Genomic DNA, 15796 nt, shown 5'->3' on the forward strand with positions numbered 1-15796 from the left:
GGCGTCCGAGTGTTGGAGAGTGCGTCGGCAATTGGGGCCAGGGCCGTCCCGGCCGAATTGCGTCGGCTCGCCGGACGGCCGACGCCGTGATCCACTCTGCGCCGCCGAGCGCCCAGGAACATGCCCCAGGTGGCGTATCTGCACCGTGCGCGATGCGGCAAATCCGGGTCGGTCGGCCGCGCGCGAGGTTGACCCCGCCCCGGTGAGCGCAGCAGCGCGGTAGACGGTGATCCCGCGCCGTGACGGCGCACCTCCCGAATGCCCGGCAGCGGTCGGCGGTTCGCAGGCAGAACAGAGGCGTAGTCCACGTCGCCGTGCGGAGGTCCGCGGGATGACCAGTGCACGGCCGGATGCCCCGGGAAGTACGTGCTTGGCTACGTCCCGGCTGGCACCCGCCAGTACTGGCAGGTCCCGACGGCCTGTTCAAGGAAGGCTGCCTTTACGGCATCCGAGTCCACGTCTCTGGTGATCGCACAGTGCGCCAACTGCCATTGCTGGCCGAGACCGACGCGACGCGCTTCGGCAAGGTGGCTTTCGCCTGGCGGCGTGGCGATGCGGACGCCTGGTCCCCGGTTCCGGCCGACGCCGTCACCGCAGGCGGCCAACCTCTCGCCGGTTGGCCGGTGCCCCTGACCGGCGGCCGGAACGCCCCGCTGGTCCGGAACCGGGGGACCGCGGACAGGTGCCCATCTTCGGCAAGGAGTGGGCCTCCGGCGTCGTCAGCGAGGGCGCGGGTGCGACGTTCAGCCACATCCGGAAGATCTCGAACTCGGCGCTGGACCTCATTGACGTCGAGGGGAACGTCATCCACTTCACCGCCTACGCGGCCGGGAACGGCTGGATTGCCGAACTCGGTGGCGAGGGACCGACTCTGACTGTCTCTCTGACTGGGGAATTCAAGATCAACACGGACTTCGGGTCCGTGCACACCTTCACCAAGCGGAGTGCACAGGCAGACACCTGGCACCTTTCGGCGGTCCTGCGCGAAGGCAATGTGAACTCGGGTGTCCGCGTTGTCTCCGAGGATGTGACGGTTGACGGGGAGACCACTGTCCGGGCCAAGCGGATCACCGCCCCGACCGCTGCCGTGTCGCCGGCGGTCTGCGAGACGAACCCTGCCGTGCTGCACACGGACGAGTACGGCAACCCGTGTACCGGGCAGAACCCGTCCCGGTACGGCTGGCTGGGCGCAGCGCAGCGGTCCGCCGAAACACTGTCCGGGATCGCCCTCATGGGTGCTCGGCTGCACGATCCGGCGACAGGGCGATTCTTGTCGATCGACCCCGTTCCCAACGGCAGGGCAGCAGGAGTACGCCCAGCTGCACTTCCTGATCGGCCTGGACGCGGCCGAGCGGGTGATCGACCACCTGCGTGATCGTGGTCTCGGGGTCGATCCCGCATGCCGGGTCCTGGAGCTTTCGCCGTCAACGTACTTCGCGCGCAAGAAGCGCCCCAAGTCCGCGCGCCGCCTGCGTGACGAGCGGCTCATGCAGCTGGTCGAGGCCGAGCACGCCGACTCCGGGGGCACCTACGGTACCTACGACGCCCGGCGGATCACCCGCGCCCTCGCCCGCAGGGGCCACGCCGTCGCGCGGTGCACAGTCGAGCGGCTGATGCGCGAGCTCGGTATCGAGGGCGTCATCCGCGGGCAGTGTTGCCGCACCACCGTGCTTGAGCCGGCGGTCCCGCGTCCGCCGGACCTGGTCGACCGCATGTTCACCGCCGTCGGCCCGGGCCGGCTGTGGGCTGCGGACCTGACGTATGTGCGGACGTGGTCCGGCTGGCGTACGTCACGTTCGTCCTGGACGGGTACTCGCGGACGATCGTCGGCTGGCAGATCGCCGAGCACCTGCGCACCGAACTGCCTTTGGGCGCCTAGGAGATGGCGCTGTGGCGACGCAGGATCAAGAAGGACTCGGGGCTGATTCACCACTCGGACAGGGGTCGCAATACGTGTCCATTCGCTACACGGAGCGACTGGCGGACGTCGGTGCGGCCGCGTCCGTGGGCTCGGTGGCGGACTCGTACGATAGCGCCAAGGCCGAGGCGCCGAACGGCACCTTCAAAGCCGAACTCATCGAAATGCAGGGCTCCTGGCGGGACTTCGCGCAGGTCGATCCCGCCGTGGTGCAGTGGGTCGGCTGGTACAACGAGGAACGCCTGCACTCGGCGCTGGCCTACGTGCCACCGGTCGCGTACGAGCAGCAATATCGGGCGAACCAGGCGCAAGCTACGCAGACCGCCTGAACAACCGCAGAACGACTCCACGACACTCGGGTCAGTGCACTGATCGGGGAAGGAACCAACCAGGCATGCAGTCCGTCCAAACCTCGGCCGCGAGCGCCTGATGCCTGGATCAGGATTGGGGGGACTTGTATGCGTGGGTTTGTCGGTGCGGCGTCCGTGGCTCTGGCATTGGTCCTGGTGGGCTGCGGTGCGGACGAGCGGCCTGTCAGCGTTGCCGGCGCCGATCGCGTGGAGGTCATCTCAGCCGCCCCCATCATTCCGGTCATGACTGCCCAGGATCTGGTGAGCTACGCGGACCACGTCATGGCCGTCACCTTCGCGGCTGAGGGGGAACTGCCTCTCAGCTTGCTCTTTAACCTCTTCGATCTTGGTGGTAGGCCATCGTGAGGTCGCGTTTGACGGTCTTTCCGACGTCGTAGCGGGTCGCTGGTCTGCGGTTCTTGGAGCCGGGTGGTCGCCCGGGGCCGGGCTTGCCGGGTTTGGGTGCACCGGCGGGCAAGGTGGTGGCCGGGCGGATGTTCCTAAACCCGCGGCGGACACGGGCGGGGGTGAGCCGGCCGGGTGCGGCGGGTTTCTCCCAGGGGCGTCGGAGATCTTCGACGAGGGGACGGGCGAGGCGGAGCTGGGTGTGCGCGGCCACAACGATCCAGGTCCAGCGGTCGGCGGCTTCGGGGGTTCGGGTCTTGGGCCGGGTCCAGCCGAGGGTCTGTTTGAAGAGCCGGAAGGTGTGTTCGAGATCGAATCTGCGCAGGTAGGACCGCCACCAGCGGTCGATGTCGGGGGCGGTGGCGCCTGTGGCTGAGGACCACAGCCACACGGGGTCGGGGTGGCGGTCGCCGGGCAGGTGGTCGAACTTCAGGCGAATCAGCGTGCCCTCGATGACCGGGAGTTCGCCGTCGTGGTCGAGCCAGCAGGTGCGGTGGGTCAGCCGCGGGTGGACCCGGTCCCAACTGCGCGCGGTGGCGGTGCCGTAACGGCCGGTCTCGGTGGTCGTTGTGTGGGCCGATTCGGGCCAGGTCGCGGGCTTGGCCAAGGCGAACTCGGGGCCGTGCTTGGGCGGGCGACCGTTCGTGCCCGGCGTCCTGGCGGGCTTCGGCAGCCGGAGTACCCGGTCCGAGCGGATCCGGCCGAGCACCTCCAGGGGCAGGTCCGCCAGCACGTAGGCGAGCCGGGTGACGTCGTAACCGGCGTCCATCACGATCAGGATGTCCGGGTCGCCGTCGGCCCAGTGCCCGGCGGTGATCAGCCGCTCGACCACGGAGCGCAGCTGGTCGGCGGTCACCGCGGTGGTATCGTCAGCAGGCCCAAGCCGGATGGCGTCCAGGATCGAAGTCCACGAGGTGCGGCCGGACTCCAGTGCGACCACGAAGGAGTAGGGCCAGCCCGGGATGAACTGCGAGGCGCTCTTCGCCCGCCCGTAGACGTGGCAGAACAGCCGCTCCGCGCTGGTGGGCGCGTCGGAGCGAAGCCAGGGGCTGACGTCCACGGCGAGCACGATCCGGCCGTCGCCGGTCCGGGGCACCGGCAGGCCGGCCAGGCTGACACGCAATCGGTCCACATCGAAGCGGCCGCGGTTCAGCCCGTCGTACAGCGCGCCGTGGCCACGCCGGTGCTCGGCGGTCAGCGTCGGATCGACCAGCGACTTCACCGGCCCGTCGGCGCACAGCAGCGCGTCGGTCAATTCGAACAGCGCGTCCCCGCGGGAGGTCAGGCAGTCGTAGAAGTCAGCCCTGAACCCGGACAACACGGACAGGGACTCGATGCAGGCAGCATCGTCCGGCAGACTCACCTTCACGGTCTTGGGTTTGATCATCAGCGTCTCGACAGCGCACATGATCACCCCAGGGTCGTTCCGTTGTCCGGCGAACGACAAAGCCCGTGGTCAGCCACGGCCGACCACGGGCAGAGGCGCAAGAACAAGTTCAGGAAAGTGCCGCAGTCCAGCGGCGCAGCCGGCCGGGGCGGACCCGCCATGAACTGTCGAGGCCAACGGTGGACGTAACCCACGTGCCGTCGCCGTCGCTACCGACCAGGCTGTCCAGGTCACCGTTCTCGTTGCCTCCGTAGTCGAGGCGCGCCACAGGCTCCAGTGTGGTGGCGTCGGTGAGCACATGATGCGGGTTCAGGGACCGGGCGCCGAAGACCGCTACGAGCCGCGATGTGACGAAGTAGGCCGCGTCGATCTCCTCTTCGTCGTCCTCGTCCTCATCCTCCCTGAGCGGGAAGGGTGCGAAATCGGACTCGGTGAGCGCACCGTGGAAGTCGCCATCCACGTCGCCTACGACCGGCACACTGTCGGTGGCGCCCACCCACCGCATGCCGTCGGGGGAGAACCCCAACGGATACCAGGAGCCGGTTCGCAGAACCGTCTCGGAATGGTCGTCGCAGTGCACCCAACACCCGTCGTCGTTGTTGAACCCGACAATGCTGCCGCCCGGATGCACCAGGGGATCATTGGCGAGCAGGCCCTGGTAGATCGACGCGACGGTCGCGGTGGGCCGCCAGTCACCAGTGTTGACGACGTGCCGCACCACGGCGGCCGGCTCGCCGTCGGTGGTGGCCAGCGTGGGGTCCGTGGGGCGGGCGTAGCCCCACAGCGCGCCGCCATCAGGCCGGAACACCGCTGCGGCCGGCACCTCATCGCCGTCTTCGTCGCGGAAGGCAGGGTGTTCGTTGCGCCACGCGACCCGCCCCGCGGGGTCCACAACAATCGTCCGGTCGAACCCGGTGAACACCGCCCACCGCGCGTCCGGGCTTACGTCGACGCGGTAGCGGCTGGGCGCCAACAGATCGTCCCGAGACGGCCACGGCAACTCATCTGGCACCGCAAACCGCTCCACCACCTGCAAGTTGCGGTCGACCACGAAGACCCCGCCATCCACGCCGGACGCGATCCAGCCGCCGCCGCTCCAACGGCCGACCGGATCGACCACCGGCACAGCCGTCTCGGCAACCAACTCGGCCCGGGCAACCGGGAACTCACCGTCGTCATCGATCATCGCAGAACCGTAACGGAACCACCGGATCGGCGCGGGGCAACGCCGCCCAACGCGACCGGCACCGAAGCCGTCGAACTGGCGTGTCGCCTGCGGCCCGACGTGGTTCTGATGGATATCCGCATGCCGGATATGGACGGCATCGAGGCCACACGGCGCATCAGCGGGCGGGCACGCGCGTCCTCAGCCTGACCACCTTCGACCTCGACGAGTACGTCTACGGCGCGCTGCGCGCCGGAGCGGCCGGCTTCCTCCTCAAAGACGCCACGCCCGACACACTTCTCGCCGGCATCCACACCATCGCCACCGGTGAAGCCCTGCTCGCGCCCTCGGTCACCCAACGCCTCATCGCCGCATTCGCGCGCCTCCCTGACCGGCTCCCCACTGCCGCCGCTTCCCTTGACGGAATCACCGCGCGCGAACGCAACGTCCTCGTACTCGTCGCCCAGGGCTTCTCCAACGCCGATATCGGAAACCACCTCCACCTGAGCCCGGGGACCGTCAAGACCCACATCGGCAGGCTCCTGGCCAAACTGGACGCCCGGGATCGGGCACAACTTGTGATCTGCGCCTACGAGTCGGGACTGGTACACCCCGGCCGCACCGACGAAAGGTGCTGACCAGCGCACATGTGCACGGGCGGCGGCGGATCGGCACCGCCCGAACTCGGCAACCGCACCGTCCTGGACGTCTCCGCCAACGCCGACGCCGCGCTCGCGCACACCGCTTTGGAGCAGTCCGCCGACCCGGTCGCTGGAAGTCGGCCCCGGCCCGGCCGACCTGTTCAACGCCGCTCGCACCCGCGTCGAGCGGCGCCGCCCCCGCATCCTTTTCGGCCACCAACCACCGCACTTCCCGTGGGACGCCTGCGCGCCGGAGCCCGGTGGCGGTTCTCGGGACCAGCTCCGCTCGGCGGGTTGCTTGTGGCCGGGGGAGTCAGGTCGCGAAGATCGCGTGGACCTGGTCGACTGCCTCGGGCCCGTAGCCGACGGCGCCGACGGGGACGCCGCCGTCGACGGCCTCGATGATCTTTGCGGTCCACACCGGCCCGAAGCCACCGCAGAGTTCGATCAGTTGCACGCCTTCGGCAACGAGTTCGCGGGCGACCGCGGGTCCGTCGGACGGGGCGGGAACCCCGACGAGGACCGTCCGGGCACCGCCCTCATCGACGACGGTGCGGTGGCCGTCGGACGAGAGGCCGGGTGCGGTGTAGATGAATGCCCAGTGGGTGAGTGCCATGACGTTGTCACGCTCCTCGGCAGCGGTGCCGTACAGGTCGGTCCGGCGGACCGTCGGGGCGCCCAGTGAACGTCACGCGTCGGCGGTGCGTCCACGAGGATCGGCCTCAGGCCGGTGAGGAAAGGCCTTCCGCACCAGGTCGGAGACCACCTCCGCCCCGGTGGCGGCGCCCGACCCGCCTTCATGCGGAGCGAACGCCAGCGCGTGCCGGACCCGCGGCACGCCGGGCCCGGCCAACGGGATCCAGCGCAGCCCGTCGCACGCCGCCCAATCGGGGCGCAACGCGACCAGACCCGGGCGGTGCCGGAGCTCGGCTGTGAAAAGCCCTGCGCGGGGCGGTCCTTGCCTGACCTCGGTCGGCTGCCACCCTGCGGCGCGGCAGGCAGCGAGGACATCGTCGTGGTACTCCGGGGCGAGCTTGCGGTCGAACCAGAGCAGCCCCTGCCCGTCCAAATCGGTCCAGCGCACGGTGGGCCGGTTCGCCAGCGGGTGGTGATCACCGACGAGTACGCCCAGCGCGGCGTCTCCGACCGAGACGGCGGCCAGCTCGGACAGGCCGAGCGGGAGGACCAGGAGCGCCGCGTCGAGGCCGCCGTGGCGGAGCAGTTCGGTCTGGCGTGCGGTGGACAGGTCGAGGAAGTGCAGGTCGAGAGCGTCCGCCCGCGCGCCTACACTTTGGGCGGCTTCCCACAGCCGCGGCACGACCCAAGGGGGAGAGCCCGGCGTGACGCCGATCCGCAGCACACGCTGGGTCGCCTTGCCCGCGTCACGCGCCGCCTGGGCGGCTAGCTCGGCGGCGTCCACGAGTGAGGCGGCACGCGGCAGCAACGCCAGTGCCGCGGACGTGGGCTCCATCCCGGCCGGGTTGCGGCGGAACAGCGCAACGCCGACGCTCCGTTCGAGAGCGATGATCTGCTGACTGAGCGAAGTCCCCCGGATCCCTAGCCGCTCGGCGGCCCGGGTCAGGTGCCGCTCTTCGGCGACGGCGATGAAGTAGCGCAGCTGACGGAGGTCCACGCGCGCACCCTAGTCGACCGAACACCTCGCGCCCGGGCAGCGGGAGGCGGTCCCGTGGCTTTGGGCGTAGTCGCTGTGCGGTGTGGGTTGCGGGCTGAAGACTTGGGTCAGGTTGAGAACCGGCAGCGCTCGCGCCGAGCTGCCCTCCGATGCTCCTGGTCCGCGCACGGCATCGCCGCCGAAGCGGTGCCACTGTCACGGTGACCGCGAGCGAACCGGTCCGCCGGCTGCGCGAACTGACCGGCACCGCCGACCTCTTCCCCGACCGGATCGAATCGGCGGCCGCAGCCGAACCGAGGGCCGAGCCCGGCCTACCGGCCGGGGGACGGCCGCCCAGAGGGTAGGCAACAGACGAAACCTCGTGGTTGAAGGAGGGTTCGGGCAAGCCGGTCGGGTGTCCCGCGACCTACGCCCAGGACGGGCGAGTAGCCCGATCACCCGTGGACTGGGAAATCGCGGCAACTCGCCGTCCAGTTCTGTACACCACGTACGGCGCAGACGGATCCCTGCGATGCACAGCCCTGACGGCTGCCTGCCCGCCGCCCGCCCCGGAAGACCGGCCTGCCGCGCTCGCGCCGCGGGTCCCGCCGTCCGCAACGCCACCGGTCGCCGAGCAGGACGAACCTGCGGGCGACGGGCGCACCGCGAGCACGACCGCGATGCGGCCACGGCGGAACTGGAGGCGTACCGGCGCGCCGTGGAGGGCCGCGACGCCTCCAGTTCCGCTGCGCTCGCCGGGCGGGGATCAGCGAGGCCGTCATCGCCCGCACGCCGGGCCACCCGCGAACGACCGTACGCAGCAGCCTCGGCCGCTGACTGGGGGACGCCCGGGACGGACCAGCGTGCCGAAGAAGCCGGAACGGTGGAGCACGCGAAGGTGCCTCCACATATCTGGCTTGACCGGGCTTGCCGGGCTTGACCTGGCCTGGCGATCGGTGCGGGGCGGGCTGATCGGGTGTGCCGAGGACGTGCTGTGGCTTGGCCAGGTTGCGGTCCCGCCGGGCCCCGCCGCGCCTACCGGCCCCGCCGCGCCTACCGGCCGTTTCGCAGCTCGGACAGGACGTACCGTGCGTCGCGGGCCGCGCCGCGCAGTGAGGCCGAGGAGAGGCTGCGCTGCCACTCCAGGCCGACGTAGCCGAGTCCGGGGACGGTGGCGGAGATCCCCCTCGCATGGAGGGGGTTGCCGTCGGCGTCGAGCGCGCCCAGGTCGCGCAGGTAGTCGAGGTCGGGGCGGTAGCCGGTGGCGAGGACGACGGTGTCGAGGTGTTCGGTGGTGCCGTCGGTCCAGGTGACGGCGTTCTCGGTGAGGGTGGTGAACATCGGGCGGTGGTCGGGGTTGCCGGTGGCGAGCGCGGCCTTGTAGCGGCCGTCGTCGATGACGGCCATGGTCTGGCCGCCGAGGAAACGTCCCAGTGGGGCGGTGTCGAGGCGGGTGCGCTTGAGCCACCAGTGCAGGTCCCTGCCGAGGGCGCGTTGCCTGGCCCACTTGAGGGGGCTGCGGGTGGCGAGGCTGACGCGCGCGGTGTCGGCGAGGTCGGCGGCGATCTGGACGGCGGAGTTGCCGCCGCCGACGACCACGACGCGCTGGTTCGCGAAATCCTTGGGGCTGCGGTAGTCGGCGGCGTGGAGGACCGTGCCGCCGAACACGTCCAGGCCGGGCAGCCGCGGCCGGTGCGGGCTGCCGAACCCGCCTGTCGCCGCGATGACGATCGGGGCGTGGAACTGCCCGCGCCCGGTGTCGGCGCACAGCGTCCCGTCGGGGTTCTTGCGCACCGCCTGCACGCGGCTGTTGGTGCGGATGTCGGCGTCGAGGCGGGCGGCGTAGTCGCGGAGGTAGTCGACGACCTCGTCGCGGCCCGGGTATCGGTCGGGGTCGCCGGTGAAGGGGCGGCCGGGGAGCGCGGAGTACCGGGCCGGGGAGAACAGGGCGAGGCTGTCGTAGTAGCGGGGCCACGAGCCGACGGCCTCGTCGGAGGCTTCGAGGACGATCGGGTGGATGCCTTGGCGGGTGGCTGCGTGGGCGGTGGCCAGCCCGGACTGGCCGCCCCCGACAATCAGCAGGTCTGCGGTTTCCATGACCGACAACGTATCATCGTCATTTCGGGAAGTGACGATATGAAGGAGTTGAAGCTCGCATGGGCAACACGCCCGAGGAGGCCGCGGCGGCGGTTCCGGATCTGGACGAGGCCGGGCGGGACTTCCTCAAGGCGCTCGCGAGCGAGACACGCCAGCAGGTGATGGCGCTGTTCGCGGGCGGCGTGGAGCTCAGCGTCGGTGATGTGGCCGAACGCGCGGGCCTGGGGCAGTCGACCGTGTCCGAGCACCTGTCGCTGCTGCGGCGCGGCGGGCTGCTGGTGTCCGTGCGCGAGGGCAAGACCGTCCGCTACCGCGCGGACTCGACGACGATCGCCGCACGGCTGGACGACTTGAAGGCATACCTGATGCTGTGCTGCCCGCCGACCGACTGCGGGGACGGCGGGAACGCGTGACGACACCGGCCGGCCTCGACCGGCCTCGGGGTCAGCCGCAGTCGCCGCCTCCAGGACCTGCGGGGTGAACTCGCGCAGATGCCCGTATGAGCCGCCGGCATCCGCAGGGGCCCGTGGTCGCGCGGTAACACCACTCCTGGTGTGCCGTACAGCGCGGCGTACAACGACCAGACCAGTCCCGAGTGCGGCTACGCCTACCAGCACACCTCCACGCCACACCCGCCGCCCACGACACCGGCAGCGGCGTGTACGTCGACTACCGCGCCTGGATCATCACCGCTCGCCGTCGCTGACCACCACTCGCCCCGCAGCACGAACTGCCGTCCCCGCGCTGGGCGGCGCGTCCGACCAGGCGGCACAATTCGAGATCACGTTCGAGCCCGAGGGCCGGAGACGGGGCCGGGGGCGGTGCGGCCCGCAACGTCCTGTCAGCCACCCGCGGTGAAGGGTTGGGGTCATCGCGGCCCGCCGCGGGCTCCTGCGGCGGGCCCAGAACCTTCCCGATCTTCTGCCCGATGTCGTGCTTGGGTACGACCTTCTCCGCGCTGCCGCGAAGCCCCTCGCCGCGCCGCGCAGCCTGGCCGAGGTCCGAGGCGACCCGCAGTCCCTCGGCCGCGTAGGCCAGCGAGAGCGCGCCCCCCGCTTCGGCGCGGAAGGTGATGCAACTGGACACCGGTCGTCCGATATCCGGTACCCAGATGAAGTTCTTCTCGGTCGCGTCGGGCCAGCGCAGGTAATGGCGGTTGCCGTAGCTGGTGAGGACTCCGTCCTCGACGACCCACATCTTGGCGGTCTGCCCGCCGTCCAGGAAGCATCCCCAGCGGTAACCGGTGCCCGCGGCGATGTGGTCGCGTGCCTCAGTCGGCGTGGCGCCCCGGAACGTGGGAGATGCGGGTCGTCCGTCGTAGAGCCGGATGTGGGTCCGGTCGTCCAGCCCGCGGAACAGGACCATCCTGACCCGGCGTTCGTCGGAGAACGCCGGCTCGCCGTGCGAGCGGTCCTGGTTGATGGAATGGGCGAGGTAGTCCGGCACGTCCAGCGATGGGCCCACGGACACGGCGAAATCGGGAAAGTTGTCGCCGTGCAGGGCACCGATGCGTGTCACCGCAAGGGTGTTGGCACCGTGCGGACGCAGGTGCGCCGCCCGGCAACGCACGACGAGGTCGTGCGCGAAGATGTCGAGTTGCCCGTGCTCGGCGACCGCCGTCGAGCGGAACGTACCGTCGCCGACCGCGACGAATCCCACGTCGGCCCAGCGTTCGCCCGCCGGAGTCGCGGAAGACCCGGGAATCGCGGGAGTTCGTCGCGACGCTTCGTCGAGAACACGCACGCTGCCCGTCGAGGCGTCCCTGCGGCGGGCGATAACGACGTTGCCGTTGCCGTAGACATAGCTCTCGGCGGTACGCCCGGTCCGACTCCCCGTCCAGCTCACCGGGGCGCCGTTCAGGTTCAGTTCGCCGTCGGCGGCGACGTGGTCCGTCGTGAGCTCCCCGTCACGGCAGAGCAGGACTTCGCGGTCGACCACCGGGAGGCTGAGGATCCGGCGTTCGCGGATCGCGAGGTTGAGGCTGGTCTGCGGTGGGAGCCCGGACGCCTCGTCGGCGAGCACGAAGAACGCGCCCGTTGCGGTGGCGGGCGCGGTGCGGGCTCGGCTGAGGACCTCTTCGGGGCGGGCGGTGAAGTCGAGGGCAGCGTGAGCGCTTCCGGGCGTCCAGCTCAGGTCATAGACGTTCGTGAACATGCCGTCGGGAAACGTGTGGGCGAAGACGCGTAACTCGAACCCGTTGTCGAGGGTGGTGACGCGGTCCTCGGCCGGGCGGTCGATCTCCGTCTCCATGAACCGGAGCGCTTCCTGCATCGACCCGAACGAACGGCCCTCCATCAACCTCCCCTCACCACCACGCGGAACCCTCGCCGGGCCGCCGCCCGCGCTACGGCACGCTGCGCCACCAGTACCCGGCCGAGCCGTTGTCTCCCAGGTTGCGGTACGTCTCGCTGCCCGTCCCGGCCGCGGAACCCAGGCTGACGACGTCGAGCCACCGCACTCGGTGCAGCGTCTCCAGCAGCGCCGCGGCCGTCGAAGGATCGATCCACCAGACCTGGCCGGGCGCGGAGACACGCGGCGGCGCGAGGTCTCCGGCCGGTGCGTAGAAGCTGGCGACGAGGACGAGGGGGACGGCGCTGTGCCACTCAGCCGGGGTCACCGGTTCGTTGCTGCGTTCGAGGAGGATCCCGATTTCCTCACGGGAGTTGTCGTCGAACAGTTCACCCGCGTTCAGAAGCGTCTGAACGTCTCGGCGGGCCCGAAGGGCGAGTCCGACGCGGGCCCGGAAGCGGGATCCTTCGTCCGGCTGCTCCGCGTACCCGTCGATGAGCAGGCCGAGCAGTTCCTCGGGCGTGCCGGCAACCAGCGGCCTTCCCTCGTGAACCACCTCGACTGCTTGCACGGCGCCTCCTTGCGGTTGCCGATCATTAAATACCGCCGACGGCGGCTCGGGGACTCCGTCGGCTGCTCGAACCCGGCCGTGTCCCAGCCGGCGACCCGCAGCGCGTTCTCCACCAGGAGCTTGGTGTGCGCCGCAGCCACACTGAACGGGTCGTCGTCGCGGGAGCCCGATGCCGTCGGTCGGTGCTGGATGTCGCGGGCGGCGGCCGGATGCCTCCTCCTCCCAGGGCCTGTTCTGCGTTCGGATCATGTCCGGGTCGATCCGGACTCGGTGGACGGCGATCGCGGTATACCGGACCTCCCGCGCCTACCTGCGCAGACGCGGCATCGCCTTCCGGGCCGACAAGGCCCCCGACAGCTACCTCGCCGGACTCCACCTACGCGGCGCCGTCCTCAGGCTCCGCAGCCTCCTCGCACTGATCCGAACCCAGAACAGGCCCTGGCATGCGGCGGTTGACTTCTTTGATCAAAGATCAAAACCTTACCGAAGTCGAGGTCAGCCGCCTGCTTCCCAGAGGACACGTGATGAATCGCTACCCGACCGCCGAGGCCCTGCTCGCCGACGCGGCATCCGCATCCGGATACGACGACTTCGGCCCTGGCGACTTCCGCGAGGGACTCGGCGTACTCCTCGACAGCCTTGAACGCGACGGCGACCTGGCCGCGGAGACCGACGCCGCGGTCGTTGCGGATCTCCGGCGGCGCCTCGTGAACCGCCTCGAAGTCGAGGCGTGGTACAAGGAGCACCCCGAGATCGACGATGTGGCCGTCCACGGTCCGGTGGACATCATCGGCCTCCCCCGCACCGGTACCACCGCCCTTGGGGACATGCTGTCCCTCGACCCGCAGTTCCGCTGCCTCACCGGCTGGGAACAGCACCAGCCGGTCCCGCCGCCGGTTTTCGGCCAGGAGCACCGGGATCCGCGCCGAGAGGCGTTTGCGCACAGGCAGGAGCAGCTTTTCGACCAGCGGCAAGCCATGCACATCGTGGAGATCGACGCCACCATGGAGGACACCGACACACTGGGGATGGCCTTCCACGGCCAGCAGATGACCCTGCCGGTCGCCGGCTACCGGGCGTGGTGGCGGCGTGCGGACCTGACCGAGACGTACGCGTACCACCGCCGCGTGGTGAAGCTCCTCGGCTCCCGGAAGCCGCCGGAACTCTGGCTGTTCAAGGCTCCGCACCACAAGTTCCACGTCGAGGCGCTCGTCCGGGCGTACCCCGACATCCGCTTCGTCATGACGCATCGCGACCCGGCCAAGGTCGTCCCGTCGTACACGAGCCTTGTCTCGACGGTCTTTCCGGCCGCCGCCGGAGAGCGCGACCTGCACGCGCTGGGCGCCGAGGTGAGCGAGCACCTGCGCGAGGGGATGGAACGGGCCATCGAGCAACGCGCCCGCGTCGGCGAGGACCGCTTCCTCGACGTACACCACCGCGACCTCGTCCGCGACCCGCAGGGCACCGTCCGGAAGATCTACGAGTGGCTCGGACTCGAACTGACACCGGACACCGCGCGGACGATCTTCACCTGGCAGGAGAAGCACGCGATGGGGGCCGCGGGCACCCACCGCTACACGGCCGAGCAATTCGGGCTGACCAAGGACCGGATCCGAGCCGACTACGATTTCTACATACGCCGCTTCGACGTGGCGGTGGAGGGCTGACGCGTGACCGCACTCCCCACATGGGACGACCAGATGGAGGCGCTCAAGGGCGTCGCCGACGAACTCCTCGCCACGTGGCGTCCCGAGGGCGCCACCGAGGCCGAGGTCCAGGACATGAACAAGCTGGCCCTGTCAATCCTCGCGTGCGGCTACTTCTGCAACGTCTACACCGACACGCGTCGGCCGGTGTTCATGCCCCTGTGGAACTTCGCCTGCAACCAGGGCGGCCCCAACCCCGATTACGTCTACCTTGAGGCGACGATCGACGGCGCGGGCGTCTACGAGATCACCGGCCGGCGCGGCACCAGCCGCTTCGTCGAGATCACCCAGCAGGCCCCGGGCATGCTGACCGGTCTCAAGGGCTTCGAGCGGAACATCCGGTTCCAGGCGGTCACCCACGAACTGGACGACCTCGCCATCGCAGAGGACGGATCCTTCCGGGTGATCCTCAGCGTAGAACGCCCCGAGGGGTACGACGGCGACTGGTGGCAGCTCAACCCCCAGGTCGGCAAGCTCCTGATGCGCAAATGCGCGTGCGACTGGAACAACGAGACGGACGCCCAGGTCGCCATCAACCGCCTCGACGACGTCGGCGAGGACATGGCTCCCGCCGAAATCGCCCGCCGCTTCTCGGAGTTGGGCGACTGGATCAAGGGCATGATCACCTTCGACATGGAACTGGTGCGCTATTACGAGGAGCACCACGGCATCAACGTGCTCACCCGTTCGAAGTGGATCCAGCAGGGCGGCGGCCTCGCCACCAAGCAGGCGTACTACGACGGCATCCACAAAATCGCCGACGACGAGGCCCTCATCGTCGAGTTCCCCGTGCCGACCCCCTGCCGCTACTGGCAGATCCTGGTCGCGGACGATCGCTTCGCCACCGTCGACTGGGTCAACCGCCAGTCCAGCCTCAACGACGCGCAGGCCCGCGTCGACCCCGACGGATGGTTCCGCGGCGTCGTCGCCACACAAGATCCCGGCGTACACAACTGGCTCGACAAGGCCGACTGGTCTTGGGGCGTCCTCCAGGCCCGCTTCTACCAGGCCGACGAGTACCCCGAGGCGACCGTCACCAAGGTCCCCGTCGCCGACGTCCTCAAGCATCTGCCGCCTGGCACCCCGACCGTGACACCCGAGGAACGCGAAGCGCAGCTGCGCCTGCGCCGCACCGGGGCACAGTTGCGTCGCATCTGGTGACACGCCAGGCGACCTGGTGCAACGACACCGCCCACCCGGCGGGTGCTCGACCATCCACCCTGGACGGGTTGATCCGGATCGACGGTGTCCGTTGGACGATCGAGGAGTGCCTTCAGACGCGCGGTTGCGGGGTGCGTGTGCTGGGCAGGCCCTTGATCGCCGGGTCGTAGAGGGTCCGGCGGGCGCCCTGGCAGGGTGCCTGTGGCGTGAGTGAAGGGGACCGGTCGATGGCGACGGGCACCGTGAAGTGGTTCAACGCGGAGAAGGGCTTCGGCTTCATCAGCCAGGACGGGGGCGGGGCGGACGTGTTCGTGCACTACTCCGCGATCAACGGCTCCGGTTACCGCGAGCTCCAGGAGAACCAGCGGGTCTCCTTCGACATCACCCAGGGACAGAAGGGTCCGCAGGCCGACAACGTCACCGCCGCCTAACCGCCCCGCAGGCCGGGGGGTGGCACCGGGGGGGGGGGGGGGGGGGGGGGGGGGGGGGGGGGG

Annotated in this window: 13 protein-coding genes and 2 pseudogenes; 8 read left to right on the plus strand and 7 right to left on the minus strand. The window is 70.0% G+C overall.

Annotation, left to right across the window (positions count from 1 at the left end):
• The first annotated feature begins 682 nt into the window (after positions 1-682).
• The 3 genes and pseudogenes from ACRX5S_RS30700 to ACRX5S_RS30710 all read left to right on the plus strand — a co-directional run bounded on the left by ACRX5S_RS30700 (position 683) and on the right by ACRX5S_RS30710 (position 2247).
• Complete coding sequence (locus ACRX5S_RS30700; protein ID WP_436776416.1) at positions 683-1375, plus strand: hypothetical protein; 693 nt, start codon at positions 683-685, stop codon at positions 1373-1375.
• Positions 1356-1637: pseudogene (locus ACRX5S_RS30705) on the plus strand (IS3 family transposase); the annotation flags it as partial. The gene ACRX5S_RS30700 and the pseudogene ACRX5S_RS30705, both read left to right, overlap by 20 nt.
• Before the next feature lie 316 nt (positions 1638-1953).
• Positions 1954-2247: an integrase core domain-containing protein gene (locus ACRX5S_RS30710; RefSeq protein ID WP_436776417.1), complete on the plus strand. Its 294-nt coding sequence runs from the start codon at positions 1954-1956 to the stop codon at positions 2245-2247.
• Positions 2248-2599: 352 nt separating this feature from the next.
• Here the strand turns inward: ACRX5S_RS30710 and ACRX5S_RS30715 are convergent, their stop codons facing one another.
• Both ACRX5S_RS30715 and ACRX5S_RS30720 read right to left on the minus strand, forming a co-directional pair.
• Positions 2600-4060, minus strand: a complete 1461-nt coding sequence (locus ACRX5S_RS30715) for an NF041680 family putative transposase (RefSeq protein WP_436776474.1) — start codon at positions 4058-4060, stop codon at positions 2600-2602.
• 109 nt (positions 4061-4169) lie between these two features.
• Positions 4170-5246, minus strand: coding sequence for a hypothetical protein (locus tag ACRX5S_RS30720; RefSeq protein ID WP_436776481.1), 1077 nt, complete (start codon positions 5244-5246; stop codon positions 4170-4172).
• Between ACRX5S_RS30720 and ACRX5S_RS30725 the strand changes: the two are divergent.
• Positions 5238-5863, plus strand: a pseudogene (locus tag ACRX5S_RS30725) (response regulator). The gene ACRX5S_RS30720 and the pseudogene ACRX5S_RS30725 overlap by 9 nt on opposite strands.
• Positions 5864-6179: 316 nt before the next feature.
• On the opposite strand, the gene ACRX5S_RS30730 reads toward ACRX5S_RS30725, so the two are convergent.
• The 3 genes from ACRX5S_RS30730 to ACRX5S_RS30740 all read right to left on the minus strand — a co-directional run bounded on the left by ACRX5S_RS30730 (position 6180) and on the right by ACRX5S_RS30740 (position 9575).
• Entirely contained in the window at positions 6180-6482 is a 303-nt protein-coding gene (locus ACRX5S_RS30730; RefSeq protein ID WP_436776418.1) for a DUF6506 family protein, read from the minus strand.
• 72 nt (positions 6483-6554) lie between these two features.
• Positions 6555-7499, minus strand: a complete 945-nt coding sequence (locus ACRX5S_RS30735; RefSeq protein WP_436776419.1) for a LysR family transcriptional regulator — start codon at positions 7497-7499, stop codon at positions 6555-6557.
• 1032 nt (positions 7500-8531) lie between these two features.
• Positions 8532-9575 (minus strand): flavin-containing monooxygenase, encoded by a 1044-nt coding sequence (locus tag ACRX5S_RS30740; RefSeq protein ID WP_436776420.1) that lies wholly within the window; start codon positions 9573-9575, stop codon positions 8532-8534.
• Between the two features lie 59 nt (positions 9576-9634).
• Between ACRX5S_RS30740 and ACRX5S_RS30745 the strand changes: the two genes are divergently transcribed.
• Complete coding sequence (locus ACRX5S_RS30745; protein WP_436776421.1) at positions 9635-9988, plus strand: ArsR/SmtB family transcription factor; 354 nt, start codon at positions 9635-9637, stop codon at positions 9986-9988.
• 256 nt (positions 9989-10244) lie between these two features.
• Here ACRX5S_RS30745 and ACRX5S_RS30750 read toward each other — a convergent pair whose 3' ends face one another.
• Both ACRX5S_RS30750 and ACRX5S_RS30755 read right to left on the minus strand, forming a co-directional pair.
• A complete protein-coding gene (locus tag ACRX5S_RS30750; protein WP_436776422.1) occupies positions 10245-11846 on the minus strand; it encodes a hypothetical protein in 1602 nt (533 codons plus the stop codon).
• Positions 11847-11919: 73 nt separating this feature from the next.
• On the minus strand, positions 11920-12435 hold the full coding sequence (locus ACRX5S_RS30755) for a hypothetical protein (protein ID WP_436776423.1): 516 nt from the start codon (positions 12433-12435) through the stop codon (positions 11920-11922).
• Positions 12436-12959: 524 nt separating this feature from the next.
• On the opposite strand from ACRX5S_RS30755, the gene ACRX5S_RS30760 reads away from it, so the two are divergent.
• The 3 genes from ACRX5S_RS30760 (at position 12960) to ACRX5S_RS30770 (ending at position 15733) form a co-directional block, all read left to right on the plus strand.
• Entirely contained in the window at positions 12960-14102 is a 1143-nt protein-coding gene (locus ACRX5S_RS30760) for a sulfotransferase family protein (protein ID WP_436776424.1), read from the plus strand.
• A gap of 3 nt (positions 14103-14105) precedes the next feature.
• Positions 14106-15302 carry a DUF1214 domain-containing protein gene (locus ACRX5S_RS30765; protein WP_436776425.1) on the plus strand — a complete coding sequence of 399 codons (1197 nt, stop codon included), beginning with the start codon at positions 14106-14108 and terminating at the stop codon, positions 15300-15302.
• 227 nt (positions 15303-15529) lie between these two features.
• Positions 15530-15733 carry a cold-shock protein gene (locus ACRX5S_RS30770; protein WP_436776475.1) on the plus strand — a complete coding sequence of 68 codons (204 nt, stop codon included), beginning with the start codon at positions 15530-15532 and terminating at the stop codon, positions 15731-15733.
• Positions 15734-15796: the final 63 nt, after the last annotated feature.

Origin of the sequence: Yinghuangia sp. YIM S09857, from assembly GCF_051388915.1 — a bacterium.
Classification (GTDB): domain Bacteria; phylum Actinomycetota; class Actinomycetes; order Streptomycetales; family Streptomycetaceae; genus Yinghuangia.